20 protein-coding genes are annotated in these 11,116 nt (G+C 32.0%); 10 read left to right on the forward strand and 10 right to left on the reverse strand.

Going from position 1 to position 11,116, the window contains the following annotated elements; all coding sequences use genetic code 11:
• Positions 1–121 precede the first annotated feature (121 nt).
• From F555_RS0100495 to F555_RS08815, 5 genes are read right to left on the reverse strand one after another with little or no spacing between them, the layout of a single operon-like run.
• Positions 122–1,096, reverse strand: a complete 975-nt coding sequence (locus tag F555_RS0100495) for a tyrosine-type recombinase/integrase (protein ID WP_018153268.1) — start codon at positions 1,094–1,096, stop codon at positions 122–124.
• A 4-nt stretch (positions 1,097–1,100) separates the two neighbouring features.
• Complete coding sequence (locus F555_RS09160; protein ID WP_018153269.1) at positions 1,101–1,433, reverse strand: hypothetical protein; 333 nt, start codon at positions 1,431–1,433, stop codon at positions 1,101–1,103.
• Positions 1,434–1,437: 4 nt separating this feature from the next.
• Positions 1,438–1,617, reverse strand: coding sequence for a hypothetical protein (locus tag F555_RS0100505; RefSeq protein WP_018153270.1), 180 nt, complete (start codon positions 1,615–1,617; stop codon positions 1,438–1,440).
• A gap of 12 nt (positions 1,618–1,629) precedes the next feature.
• Positions 1,630–3,798, reverse strand: coding sequence for an ATP-binding protein (locus F555_RS0100510; protein ID WP_018153271.1), 2,169 nt, complete (start codon positions 3,796–3,798; stop codon positions 1,630–1,632).
• Between the two features lies 1 nt (position 3,799).
• On the reverse strand, positions 3,800–4,096 hold the full coding sequence (locus tag F555_RS08815) for a DUF2080 family transposase-associated protein (protein ID WP_018153272.1): 297 nt from the start codon (positions 4,094–4,096) through the stop codon (positions 3,800–3,802).
• Positions 4,097–4,254: 158 nt separating this feature from the next.
• Between F555_RS08815 and F555_RS0100520 the strand changes: the two genes are divergently transcribed.
• From F555_RS0100520 to F555_RS09565, 3 genes are all read left to right on the forward strand, one after another.
• Complete coding sequence (locus F555_RS0100520; RefSeq protein ID WP_018153273.1) at positions 4,255–4,629, forward strand: winged helix-turn-helix transcriptional regulator; 375 nt, start codon at positions 4,255–4,257, stop codon at positions 4,627–4,629.
• A 419-nt stretch (positions 4,630–5,048) separates the two neighbouring features.
• Positions 5,049–5,264 carry a hypothetical protein gene (locus tag F555_RS0100525; RefSeq protein ID WP_018153274.1) on the forward strand — a complete coding sequence of 72 codons (216 nt, stop codon included), beginning with the start codon at positions 5,049–5,051 and terminating at the stop codon, positions 5,262–5,264.
• A gap of 11 nt (positions 5,265–5,275) precedes the next feature.
• Positions 5,276–5,323 carry a hypothetical protein gene (locus tag F555_RS09565; RefSeq protein WP_083876310.1) on the forward strand — a complete coding sequence of 16 codons (48 nt, stop codon included), beginning with the start codon at positions 5,276–5,278 and terminating at the stop codon, positions 5,321–5,323.
• A 53-nt stretch (positions 5,324–5,376) separates the two neighbouring features.
• Here the strand turns inward: F555_RS09565 and F555_RS0100530 are convergent, their stop codons facing one another.
• From F555_RS0100530 to F555_RS0100550, 5 genes are read right to left on the reverse strand one after another with little or no spacing between them, the layout of a single operon-like run.
• Positions 5,377–5,721, reverse strand: coding sequence for a hypothetical protein (locus F555_RS0100530; RefSeq protein WP_018153275.1), 345 nt, complete (start codon positions 5,719–5,721; stop codon positions 5,377–5,379).
• A gap of 5 nt (positions 5,722–5,726) precedes the next feature.
• Positions 5,727–6,203 carry a hypothetical protein gene (locus F555_RS0100535; RefSeq protein ID WP_018153276.1) on the reverse strand — a complete coding sequence of 159 codons (477 nt, stop codon included), beginning with the start codon at positions 6,201–6,203 and terminating at the stop codon, positions 5,727–5,729.
• Complete coding sequence (locus F555_RS0100540; protein ID WP_018153277.1) at positions 6,203–6,802, reverse strand: type IV secretory system conjugative DNA transfer family protein; 600 nt, start codon at positions 6,800–6,802, stop codon at positions 6,203–6,205. The genes F555_RS0100535 and F555_RS0100540 overlap by 1 nt, the downstream gene beginning before the upstream one ends.
• Before the next feature lie 4 nt (positions 6,803–6,806).
• Positions 6,807–7,049, reverse strand: coding sequence for a hypothetical protein (locus F555_RS0100545; RefSeq protein ID WP_018153278.1), 243 nt, complete (start codon positions 7,047–7,049; stop codon positions 6,807–6,809).
• Position 7,050: 1 nt separating this feature from the next.
• Entirely contained in the window at positions 7,051–7,635 is a 585-nt protein-coding gene (locus tag F555_RS0100550) for a hypothetical protein (protein WP_018153279.1), read from the reverse strand.
• 217 nt (positions 7,636–7,852) lie between these two features.
• Between F555_RS0100550 and F555_RS0100555 the strand changes: the two genes are divergently transcribed.
• The 7 genes from F555_RS0100555 to F555_RS0100585 all read left to right on the forward strand — a co-directional run bounded on the left by F555_RS0100555 (position 7,853) and on the right by F555_RS0100585 (position 10,977).
• Positions 7,853–8,071, forward strand: coding sequence for a hypothetical protein (locus tag F555_RS0100555; RefSeq protein ID WP_018153280.1), 219 nt, complete (start codon positions 7,853–7,855; stop codon positions 8,069–8,071).
• A 94-nt stretch (positions 8,072–8,165) separates the two neighbouring features.
• Entirely contained in the window at positions 8,166–8,288 is a 123-nt protein-coding gene (locus tag F555_RS09625; RefSeq protein WP_018153281.1) for a hypothetical protein, read from the forward strand.
• A 10-nt stretch (positions 8,289–8,298) separates the two neighbouring features.
• A complete protein-coding gene (locus F555_RS0100565) occupies positions 8,299–9,153 on the forward strand; it encodes a hypothetical protein (RefSeq protein WP_018153282.1) in 855 nt (284 codons plus the stop codon).
• Between the two features lie 8 nt (positions 9,154–9,161).
• Positions 9,162–9,389 (forward strand): hypothetical protein, encoded by a 228-nt coding sequence (locus F555_RS0100570; RefSeq protein ID WP_018153283.1) that lies wholly within the window; start codon positions 9,162–9,164, stop codon positions 9,387–9,389.
• Between the two features lie 4 nt (positions 9,390–9,393).
• A complete protein-coding gene (locus tag F555_RS0100575; RefSeq protein ID WP_018153284.1) occupies positions 9,394–10,218 on the forward strand; it encodes a hypothetical protein in 825 nt (274 codons plus the stop codon).
• Positions 10,219–10,334: 116 nt separating this feature from the next.
• Positions 10,335–10,679: a hypothetical protein gene (locus F555_RS0100580; RefSeq protein WP_018153285.1), complete on the forward strand. Its 345-nt coding sequence runs from the start codon at positions 10,335–10,337 to the stop codon at positions 10,677–10,679.
• The gene (locus F555_RS0100585) at positions 10,672–10,977 is read left to right on the forward strand and encodes a hypothetical protein (RefSeq protein WP_018153286.1); all 306 of its coding nucleotides are present in this window, start codon (positions 10,672–10,674) and stop codon (positions 10,975–10,977) included. Before F555_RS0100580 ends, F555_RS0100585 begins: the two co-directional genes overlap by 8 nt.
• Positions 10,978–11,116 lie beyond the last annotated feature (139 nt).

The raw sequence follows: 11,116 nt of genomic DNA on the forward strand, positions 1-11,116 counted from the left end.
CTGTGGATCCCCTGACCCGGGTTCGATTCCCGGTCCCGGCCCTTTTACTTTTTTAACGATTTTAAGAGTTATTTGGTCTTATTTTATATTTATTTTTTTCTTAAAAATTAGTCCCCTTACCTTACATAGTCCCCCTGTCCAAGTCCTTTTGTATTTCTTTTAATAATTTCTTTTTTCTACTATTGGAGTGAGCATAAACCATTGTTGTTTTTATATCCTTATGTCCAACATAATCTCCAACAATATCCAACCCATAACCTTTATTCAGCAAATCTACTACCCTCCCATGTCTGAGGGAGTGCAATGTAATTCGTTTATTTTTTGGGATAATCCCCTTACCTATTAGGTCGTTTATAGTCCCCTTAAACACCTTCCTAATCCAGTAGTCTCCAACCTTGCTACCATTTTTATTTTGGAATAAATAGTCGTTGCTCTTTTTTGATTTCATGTAATAATCCATATAATGTTTTAATGCCTTCAAAGTGTCATAGGCACATACTGTTAATCTTACCTCTCTGCCTTTTGTATCTCTAAATTTAAAAATACCTTTTTGGAAATCACAATCTTTTAATTTTAAGTTTAATATTTCTCCTATCCTTGCCCCTGTGTCGTAGGTTAATCTTATTATTAGTGCATCCCTTACCTTTGTTGCACTGTTGGAACGGAGTATATGTTTTATAATTTCATTTACTTCCTCTGATGTTAGTTCGTCAAAGTGTTCCACTTCGAATCTTTTGAATTTTCCTAACTCTTTGCAGTATTCTTTAAACTTTGCATATTCTGATGAGTTTTTTAAAAACATTATTTTGTAAAATACAGATAAGAGCTTGTAATAATGGTCTTGGGTGTTTATGGAGATGCTCCTTTCTTCATCCAAGTATTTGAAGAACTTTATAAAGTCATTGAATTGTAGTTCATCAGGTTCCTTTTCCAGTGTGTTAAAGCAGTAGTTTAGGAATACTCTTAATCGTTGTATGTCCTGTCTCAATGTGCTTTCCTTAACATTTGCGAATTTTCTAATTTCTGTGAATTTGTCTATCCAGGGTTTTGTTTTATCTACTTCTTTGATTAGTAGCAGTTCTTCTATCTCTTGCATGTTCTCACAATATCTTATAAACCCCATCTTTTGGTTCGTATATTTCTCCATCCTCTTTTAATTCGTCCAATGTATCTACTAAAAAAATATCTTCAACTTTGAATTTTTCTTTTAGTTCTTCAAAAGATACATCTTCTGTTCTATGATTAAAATAATCCAATACTTTATCATACAGTTCCTCCCTGTCTTCAAGCTCCATTCTTAAATATGCCTTTTCTCCATCATGTTTTGTTATTACCATTGCTATTTCTTTGTCATCTGTTTCTTCCAATAATGCCAATATCCATCCCATACCTTTTCTTATCATATTTGATAGCATTTGTTCATTTAGTTCCATATTTTCACCTCTTCCAGAGATTTATGTAAATCCTGCCTCCGCTGTTCTTTCTATTATTATATATCCTTGATTTTGAACAGCTCCATCTTTTTAAACTGCTGAATACTTTTACTATCCTATTAACAACATATTCTGCGTCTTTTTTCTCTGCTTCTGAATTCCACATTACCCTAATGCTTACCATTTTTTACACCTCTTAAGTAATCCGCCAATACCCAAATCTCGGGCTGTAAATATCCCCCCGAATAGATAATACTTCTAAAATACGCTCTACATCTTCAACGAGTATTTTATACTCCTTTTCTGCCCTTTCAAATATTATCTCTTCGCTTACCATGTCCTTACATTTATTCTCATCTTCGATAATTTTTAATATTTGTTCTGATTTTTCCCTTTTGGATTTAGGTATTCCATAAACTTTATCAATATCTATTTTTCCAGATTCTGGGTCGTAAGATATTTGCTCTAAACAGAACTGCATAAGTTCTATTGCTTCTCTTGCATCATCCGCATCAACTTCATTCTTTAATTTTGCCTTTGCCACTGCTTCGGATAATCTTATAAGTGATTCTGCCTGCCTGGTTGTAATTGTGATTGCTCCATTTTTTGATAATTTCCTCATTTTTAAGTAGTAGTTAATGATTAAATCCTCTGCTTCCTTTGATATAGTTGGTTTGTTTTCATCAACATAATAAAGATACTTTATTAACAGTTCATCGGAAAGCTCAACACCGTTTATCTTTACCTTTTTTTCAGTTCCCTTTATTTTTTCATTTCCACTTCTTATTATGAATTTTAAAATATCCCTATCGTTTTTCTTGTCTGGAATGTCCCTTAATGGAAATATTAAATCAAATCTTGAAAGTGTTTCGGGTTTTATTGGTACCTGTTCCATGACTGATAGGTTTGGGTCATATCTTCCCAATTTTGGATTACATGCCGCCAATGTTGCACATCTTGCAGGTAGTTCAAGGTTGTTTTGCATCTTTGTAATTTTTACCATTTGGCTTTCCATTGCATCATGGACATATGGCATTACTTCTTTATTATGTGTAAATTCATCTAAACATACAGTTCCCCCATCTGCTAATGCATAGATGCCCGGTTTTACTACCCATGATTCTCCAAATTCTGTTTTTTCTTTATTTATACCACCCATTAATCCTGCCCCTGATGCTCCTGACATTGTGGCATACTTTACATTTGGGAGTTTTTTAAGTTGGTGCATCATTGTAGATTTTCCTACCCCTGGGTCTGTAATTAAAAGAATGTTTATATTCCTTCTTCTGTCTCCTTTTTCCACCCCCTTAACTTGTTGTAGGAAGATGGCTTTCTTTACCTTATCCATTCCCTTTGTTTCTCTAAGCATGTAGTTTGCTAATTTTTCTATAACTTCTGGGTCTTTTGCTATTTTATTGATGTTTTCAATGTCATCATCTGTGATGTTAATATCGATGTTGTCTATTTCTTCGTATCCAAATGCGTATAAGTGTATATCTGCAACAGACGTTCCTTTTTTGTATTTTTCAATTGGCACTGCAACTACCCTTAACTTTCCAGAATATATTGGCTCTGAATCTTCAAGGAATAATGATGCAGTGTGCTGCTTCCCATCTTGTGAAACTTCCAATTGTTGGACAATTAATTCTTGGAATGTTATCCTACTCTTCGTGTCAATTGCCATTCTTTGATTAGAACATTTTGGACATGATACTTTCTTTTTTTCAGGGTCTTCCCAGAAGTCAAGTTTTACATTCCTTGTAGCTCCACATTCAAAGCACAGATATTCCGCTTCCGTTGTTCTTGATTTGTTCTTTGATGCTTGAACTATTGAACATTCAAATTCTACAAGTTTTCCTATGTCATTTGCTCCTATTTCTGAAAGTTTCTTTTTTGAGTTTAAGGGGTTTAAGATGTTTATATAAACACATTCTGGTTTTTCTGCGAATATTTCTTCGTATGTTTCTTTGTATATGTTCGTTAAGCTGTCCCTTGTCTCAAAAGGATGGTTCAATATTATGTCGTTTATTTCTGCTAAATGTGGGAAGGCTATAACAAAATCCTTAATGCTGAATACTCTATTGTTATGATTTTGTGAAAGTGTGTGTTTGAAATACTCCTTTATTTCGCTACTGTGTTCGAATATGTATGCATCTACATCAGATATTAGTTCTTTCTCATCCTGTATTGAAAGTATTTTCTTACCATTTATTGTTTCTTCTTTTATTTTTCCTTGTTGAATAAGTCTATTTTTTGCCATAGATACAGAATTTTTCGTATGGTATTTTGTTAATTCTTTATAGACTTCATCCCATTCGTTGGTTCCGTTTTCGATAAGTTTAAGTATTTCGTTAGATATACTCATATTACCCCTCTATTAATTTTAAATAATCTCCTTCTTTTTTTACCACTCCTTTTTTCTCTAATTCGTTAATGAACAATATGAAGTCAGAATATAAGCCAAATCCTGAAATATAGAAAGTAGTCAATATTTTAGCTTTTTTTCTTTCTTTTAGAAAGTTTATTATTTGTTTCTCTTTTTCTTCTGCATTTTCATTTTCTATTATAATTCTGGCCTGTTTTCCGATGAATTTTTTAGGTATTGTTATGTGTCCAGTATTTCCTATTGGTTTGATAGTTTTGATAAGTTCAAATTGTGCCATAGTTCCACCATAATTGTTAGTAATAACTTATTGGTTAGTAATATGGATAACCGAATATATAAAATTTTCTATTTTTGGTTAGTAATAACAAAAAAGTTTGAAATAATATTTACGGGAGTGATGAAATATTGTAGTTTTAAACTAAAAAAGGGAAAACTATGGACTTATTAAAAATAATGTCAAAAAAGAATAATAGATTAGTTTTGGAATTGTTGTCTAAATATGATAAACTCTACTACAGTGCTATAAAAAAAGAATTAAAAATCTATGATAAATTACTAAATAATTCATTAGATGAATTAGTTAGTGCTGGATTAGTTAAAAAAGAAGTAGAAAACCCCGAAGTAAGAACATCAAAAGTTTATTATTCCCTTACCGATTTTGGAAAAAAAGCAGTTAAACTATATGACTATGCAGAACAGTTGGAAAAGGAACTGGAAGAAAAACATTCAATAATCATTAATGGCAGTGTTGGAGACAACAACATCATAGCCAACAACATCCAGAACTCAAACATCTCTTTTAAAAAATAATCATTGTCCCTATTGCAATAATAGTTTCTTTTAAGAAAACATAAATAAAGTTTATTTTAATTGAAGTTCATGAATTCACGTGAATGACCTTAAACCATTCACGCAAAAAGAAGCAATTTTAAAAGAGTATAGATTTAAATAACTCCTATAAAAGCCCATTCACATATTCACGCAAAAAAATTTTAGGGGTAAATTTTTACCTCCGAAACCTAAAAAATTACATACTCAAACCTAAAAATTACCCCCTTGAAAAAATTATGTGAATATGTGAATGGGTTATTATCATTGAGTATAAAGCAAAATCTCTTATAAAATCCGTTGTATTATGTGAATGAACAGACACCCGTTCACGTGAACGGGCGGTTTTTCTAATAAGGAAAACTTGAATAATAAATATATTAATATGATAGGTGGTATATTTGATAATTGACAGCAATTTAATATGGGATATTTTAAAAGTATTTTTTGGAATGATTCTTGGAATTGGAATAACAATTATAAAATACAAATATTTGACAGCCCATGAGAATCAAAAAACTATTGCAGAAATGAAGGGAAGCTTTGAAGAAAGATACAAGAATTGTGATAAAAATTTCAATGAGTTAATTAGAAGGAAGAGAGGAATGAATTTTTAGCATTAGTTGGTATTGTTTTACTATTGGGTATGGCAGCTTATTTTTTATCTAAAAAATAATATCAAATATATATTTCAAAACAACAACTACTATTGGAGGAACAACCACATACTTAATTAACAAATGGAATGTTATTTCTTTTATTGTTATTTTCATCAACTTTTTTAAAATCTCTTTTTTCTTCGCATCCTTCTGGAATGTCTCTTTGATTTTCAATGATATGATTATCTTCAACAGCATGCTTAGTTTTATAATTTCGTAAGTAATTTTGTGCATGCTTCTTTGCATCGTTAAGAATAAGAAAAAATTCATTAGGATACAATGCAAAGTATCCTATAACCATAGAGATTACTATAAAAATCATATACCAAAACTGCCCTGATATTGTGAAAAATACCAAATCCATGATTCCAACTACGAACATATATAAAAATATTTTCTTTTTTTCATCTTCCATACACTTCACCTATCTATAGTTCCAATATTGGAAGGTATTTGGCTGGACACAATGTTCCCTGCTATATGTTCCATTCCACCAAACCACCAACTTATGATATATAGAATTACAACAATTCCTACAATAATTAATGCATTAATTATACCCCCTAAAATGTGGATTAATATAGCATTAATCCAGCTAACTTCAATGTGTTTTTTTATAGTTTTGATATATCCTATCAATCCAAAAATAGAAGGTATGGTTTTAAATAATGTTGTGTATTCCGGTGAAAAGTATATAATAGCAAAAAATGCAGGAATGGAAATAATTAATGTATAGATAACTGAATTAATTGTTGCCATGATTAATAATCCAATGGCTTCAAGATACGATACGTCCCTATTAAAAAATCTACAGCTTATTTTAAACCCAATGGCATTTATTGCCGTAATTATTATAAACCCCATAATGGCAAATACGAGAAGTGCAGTTGTATCCATTATTCCACCAATTTGGCATTTAATCCATTTATATATATGTAGCCATGGTCATTTTTTGAATGTTTTAATTTTTCAGTTAACTCTTTATTTATTTTTCTATATCTATCCCAATCTACATCCTCTGCACACTTGAATAGCACTTTTATTTGACAGTTCCCCGTTATTGTTTTATCTAAAAGTGCTATCCTCTGAGTGATTACAACCAACTTTAAGTTCCTTTTCCTCCCCCTTGTGATGAGCTCTAACAAACCACTTGATAATTTATACTGGGCTCCTCCGCAAAATCTTGCCTCATCTATTGCAATAATACAACCCTTTACATTATCAAATATTTTTTGATACAATTTATCCAACTGTTCCAGGTAATCCTCCTGCCTTAGGTTAGGAACATACCTTACAACAGGTTTAGTTCTTAAATCATTCAATATATTTTTGGTGGAAGTTTTGGCTATACCATCGTATTCATCTTCTGGGTCTATTATTACAACTTTTATTTTTTCCTGCACGGCAGGTTTTAAAATATTCCTTTTAAAATATTCTGATTTACCTGTTCCAGATGCTCCATTGATTATGACATGTTTTATATTTGCTCCTGTCATATCCTCACTCTTCTATTTTATCCAAAACTTCTTTGAATTTATCTTCATACACATACGCTACAACCGTTATTTGTTCTGATTTTTCAACAGCATCTAAAAGGAAGTCAAATATTTTTGCATTTGTAAATCCAAGTGCCATTTTAGCCACTTTTATTAAATCTTCATTTGCTTCGATTTCTTTTTTTGTGTCGATATTGATTTCTTTTAATGTTTTTTTTGTAGGTATATCGATTATTTTAATATTCATACTACCAAGCCTCCGCATATATTCCAGTTTCAGTAGGTTTTAAAGTATTTGTTGTAATTTGCTCTTGTTTTGATTCCTGTTTTTTATTTTCCTTACCTTCTTTTTTACTTGATTCTATACCAGCCGCCTTCTTTTCCATTTCATTTAAAACGCCCTCAAATTCCAAAGACAAAATAACTAATTGTATTAAAAAACTTATGTCATTCGCCTTCTGGACTTTCTTATATAATTCTGCATTCCTTGCAATTGTTTTTTCCATACATACACAAATACGGTTTATGGCGTCCTTTCGTTCCTTCACAAAATCCATGACTACTTTTTGTTTATTTTCTATGTTTTTATGTCTCATAGCCATGACAAATAGCATGACCAATATTATGCTTTCTAATAAATCCTTTATTTTTGCGGTTTCTTCTGATATTTCATCGGTTTTTATTTCGGTTTCGTCATCTACATCATTAAAATCATTTTCAATAATTTCAAAGTTCTTTAAATCTTCTTCAATTATTGATTCTGTGATGCTGTTGATGTCAATGTCTGGTTTTGACTCATGGTTTTCAACAACCTCTTTTTTGATTTCAATCATAACCACCACATTTTTTAGAATTTACACTAATTTTTATGTAAAATCCTTTTTTTATGCTCTGTTATTTTCAGAAGTTGCAGAAAACTATTAAAATTACTAATTTAGTAAATTCCAGAAAATATATAAAATTAATAAAAAATTAAGGCATAAAAAAGGAAAAAAACAATTGTTTATTGTCTATAATTAATAAGCTTAACTAAAAATTTGAGGTGTAAATATGGCAGACCCAGTATCAGTAGGAATAGATATAGGAACATTGCTTTTCATGTTCATTGCAGCAGGTAGCATTGTAGGAGTAATTGCATACACAAAATTCAACAGCTACATGCATGGAAAGCAAATTAAGAACGATATAAGAACTGAATTATTAGACAAAGAACAAACAAAAGAAATCAAAAGGATAGAAAGAGAAATAGACAAAAGTCAAACAAAGTAATCAGGAATTGAGGGAAAGAGTAGCTTATTTAGAAGGAGTAATTGAAATGCTTTTAAGAAATAAATAATTCTCATTTTCTTTTTTGGGTGATATTATGACTATTATGGGTGTAGATGTAAAAAAAGCAGTTGTTTCGGCAATAATTTTTTGGATAGTTATTGTAGCATTGAGCTCAGCAGTTAAGGCAATACTTCCAGGAGACCAGGATTTAATGTAATGGTGATATTATGATAGGGGTTATAGAAAAGATAATCGGTTCAACAGTTAAAACAATAGATGCGAAGGATAAAATACAGTCATATCTAAAAGAGAGCTATATTTACAACGCATTTTATTTTAATGTAGATTTTGATGATGAGGTAGAATTAACAGCAGACACTCTTAATCAAATAGACATTGGAATATACGCAGGAACAAAGGATAAAAGCTTCTTTTTAGGAACTTTACTTGATATTAATGTGCTTTCATTCTTACAAAACGGTAGAAATATAGTTGATTTGAAAAATAAAAAAGTAAAATCATTATTGACTTATGATTATAATGATGATACTTTGAATACTGCAATATTCCCCTACTTACTCCCAGATTGCCAGATTGAAATTACAAACAAATTAGAAAAACAAATTAAGGCAACACTTGGGTATATTGGACTTGATACAACAAGTTATGTTCAATATGTAAAAGCAAAATATGGAGGTCAAATATCGGAGGAACAACTCAAAGCACAATTGAACGCATCAATAAATAAAAGAATATTCACAGGAAGAGGAGAAACCATCACAGCAACAGAACAGACATTTACAATATCCTCTGCGAATGGATGGTATGATAGAATTATAATATATGTTCAGGAAGGAAACATCAATGAGTTGGAACTCCAAGCACTCCAAACAGTTGTTGAAAGAAACGACATGGAAACATTAACTGACATAACATTTTTAAGAAATGATAGAGACCCAGCCAAAGCAACACCACAGCAAATAGCAATAATCGAAAACCTACCGGCAAATCATAATTTGAATTTAACAGTAAATGGGGATAAAGACACAAAATTTAGAATTTTAACTGAACGAGTAGTTTAAGTGATAATATGATAGCACCTAAGCGGATACTTACAGCTTCAAGAAACTTTGCAGTTAAGAATCCACAAGCTGCAACAGCAGTTACGGGTATTGGTGGATTGGGTATTGGATGGGTTGGAGCAAATACAAAAAGAGATATTGAAGATGCGTTCCAACCTAAAAAACCAAAATCATTATCCAGTTTAATTTTAATTTTAATTCTGGTTGGTGCAATTATATACGCAGTAAAGAGATGATAGCATGCTTCCAATAGGTAGAGTAGCAAGAAGGATGGTTAAGCCCAGACCGCATATAAGACCACGACCACCAAGAAGAATGACACCACCACGTCCAAGAAGAGTTCCACACAGTGCAAGAGCTCAGATAATGAGACCACTCAGACCACATATAACACCTCCAAGAATGCCGCACATACCACATATTAAAGCACCAAGAATACCTAAAATCAGAGCTCCAAAAATTAGAATGCCAGAAGTCCCTCATATGAGAATACCAAAATTAAGAACTCCAAAGTTAAGAACTGGAAAAGGAGTAAATGAACCAAAAGTTTCAAAATGGGACAAACTAAACGCAATAGTTGGTGGATTGGGTATAGCAGCAACTGGTGCAGAATTGTATATGATGAGTAAATGGATGGGGGATTCTGGGGACGGTGCTTATGAAGATACAGGATACGGAGAGGATTATGGTTATGGAGATATGGGATATGGTGGAGGATATGGCGACATGGGATATGGCGGATATAGTGATGCAGGATATGGAAGTGGATATTTAGATAGTGCTGGCGATGCACTAGGCGGTGCAGTTTCTGACTATCTCCCTGATAGTGCATTAGACCCAAGCGGGGACATAGAAAATGGAACACTTCAACCAACCGATGACGGCGGATATGTTGATGAGAATGGAAATTACTATGTTCCAGACCCAGAGACAGGGGAACTTATAAACCCTAATACAGGACAGCCATACATTCCAAAAACTACAAAATACACTCTCATCGGTGTAGTGTTGGTTTTATTTTTAGTGGTTGGTGTGGTGATACACAAGAAAAGGAAAAAGGGATAATATGTATATTCTAACTGGAAATATGGAAGAAACTACAACTGAACGATTAATAATAGAAAAACAGCAGTATAAAATTTATTTCGTCATCATTATAATCATTCTACTGGTGTTATGTTATGGGGTCTATAAACGCAGTAATAACTGATGCAAGCAATGTAAATAACTTAACTAGGATTATAACCACAACAACGGGCAAAATAGAACACAATATTAACAATTCATTTAAGATATTGGGTGTTTTATTCTCTGGTTTCCAATCTGAAAGCCCTGCTGTGGTAAGTGTAAGACCTGATGATTTTGATTTTATAAATATGTATGTATTCAAAGGTGTATCTGGTGCTATGGGATTAAAAAGTCCAGTTTTCAACCAAAAAATAATAATTGAAACAAGCGGAACAATTGAGGCTCCTATTTACTGCACAATAATATATGAGATATTGAGAGGTGATACAAATGGCTGAAACAATTGGAACAATTAACACAAAGGGACAGGCTGGAGAAATAGTAATATCAGTTCCTGAGGATTTATGGGAAAACAAAAACATCTATTCAATAGGTGCAGATATAAGTGGTGATGATTTCCAAAACGGAGTAAGGGTTCAATGTGTATATAACGGAAGATGGACGGATATATCAGATAGGACTTGTAGGTGTGATAGATTAGAAAATTTAAACAACACAGGAAAAATAAGAATAAACGTCACAAAAGAATACAGTGATACAATTAGAGTTTATTGGGTAAAAGAAGACGTCCAATAGTGGTAATATGAGGTATGATTATTTTATCAAACCAACGGGGGATGTAAAGGAAACAATACTCAATCCTATTTTAAAAGAGGCTCAAATATATGATATAAACCCATCCAGTGAAGTTAAGGAATACTTGATAAAACCAAAT

The organism is Methanothermococcus thermolithotrophicus DSM 2095, assembly GCF_000376965.1.
GTDB lineage: Archaea > AGJL01 > Methanococci > Methanococcales > Methanococcaceae > Methanothermococcus > Methanothermococcus thermolithotrophicus.

What these genes read in the sequence shown, in the direction of transcription:
- F555_RS0100495 (WP_018153268.1), bottom strand. Translation starts at nt 1,096, where the DNA reads ATGCAAGAGATAGAAGAACTGCTACTAATCAAAGAAGTAGATAAAACA.
- F555_RS09160 (WP_018153269.1), bottom strand. Translation starts at nt 1,433, where the DNA reads ATGGAACTAAATGAACAAATGCTATCAAATATGATAAGAAAAGGTATG.
- F555_RS0100505 (WP_018153270.1), bottom strand. Translation starts at nt 1,617, where the DNA reads ATGGTAAGCATTAGGGTAATGTGGAATTCAGAAGCAGAGAAAAAAGAC.
- F555_RS0100510 (WP_018153271.1), bottom strand. Translation starts at nt 3,798, where the DNA reads ATGAGTATATCTAACGAAATACTTAAACTTATCGAAAACGGAACCAAC.
- F555_RS08815 (WP_018153272.1), bottom strand. Translation starts at nt 4,096, where the DNA reads ATGGCACAATTTGAACTTATCAAAACTATCAAACCAATAGGAAATACT.
- F555_RS0100520 (WP_018153273.1), top strand. Translation starts at nt 4,255, where the DNA reads ATGGACTTATTAAAAATAATGTCAAAAAAGAATAATAGATTAGTTTTG.
- F555_RS0100530 (WP_018153275.1), bottom strand. Translation starts at nt 5,721, where the DNA reads ATGGAAGATGAAAAAAAGAAAATATTTTTATATATGTTCGTAGTTGGA.
- F555_RS0100535 (WP_018153276.1), bottom strand. Translation starts at nt 6,203, where the DNA reads ATGGATACAACTGCACTTCTCGTATTTGCCATTATGGGGTTTATAATA.
- F555_RS0100540 (WP_018153277.1), bottom strand. Translation starts at nt 6,802, where the DNA reads ATGACAGGAGCAAATATAAAACATGTCATAATCAATGGAGCATCTGGA.
- F555_RS0100545 (WP_018153278.1), bottom strand. Translation starts at nt 7,049, where the DNA reads ATGAATATTAAAATAATCGATATACCTACAAAAAAAACATTAAAAGAA.
- F555_RS0100550 (WP_018153279.1), bottom strand. Translation starts at nt 7,635, where the DNA reads ATGATTGAAATCAAAAAAGAGGTTGTTGAAAACCATGAGTCAAAACCA.
- F555_RS0100555 (WP_018153280.1), top strand. Translation starts at nt 7,853, where the DNA reads ATGGCAGACCCAGTATCAGTAGGAATAGATATAGGAACATTGCTTTTC.
- F555_RS09625 (WP_018153281.1), top strand. Translation starts at nt 8,166, where the DNA reads ATGACTATTATGGGTGTAGATGTAAAAAAAGCAGTTGTTTCGGCAATA.
- F555_RS0100565 (WP_018153282.1), top strand. Translation starts at nt 8,299, where the DNA reads ATGATAGGGGTTATAGAAAAGATAATCGGTTCAACAGTTAAAACAATA.
- F555_RS0100570 (WP_018153283.1), top strand. Translation starts at nt 9,162, where the DNA reads ATGATAGCACCTAAGCGGATACTTACAGCTTCAAGAAACTTTGCAGTT.
- F555_RS0100575 (WP_018153284.1), top strand. Translation starts at nt 9,394, where the DNA reads ATGCTTCCAATAGGTAGAGTAGCAAGAAGGATGGTTAAGCCCAGACCG.
- F555_RS0100580 (WP_018153285.1), top strand. Translation starts at nt 10,335, where the DNA reads ATGGGGTCTATAAACGCAGTAATAACTGATGCAAGCAATGTAAATAAC.
- F555_RS0100585 (WP_018153286.1), top strand. Translation starts at nt 10,672, where the DNA reads ATGGCTGAAACAATTGGAACAATTAACACAAAGGGACAGGCTGGAGAA.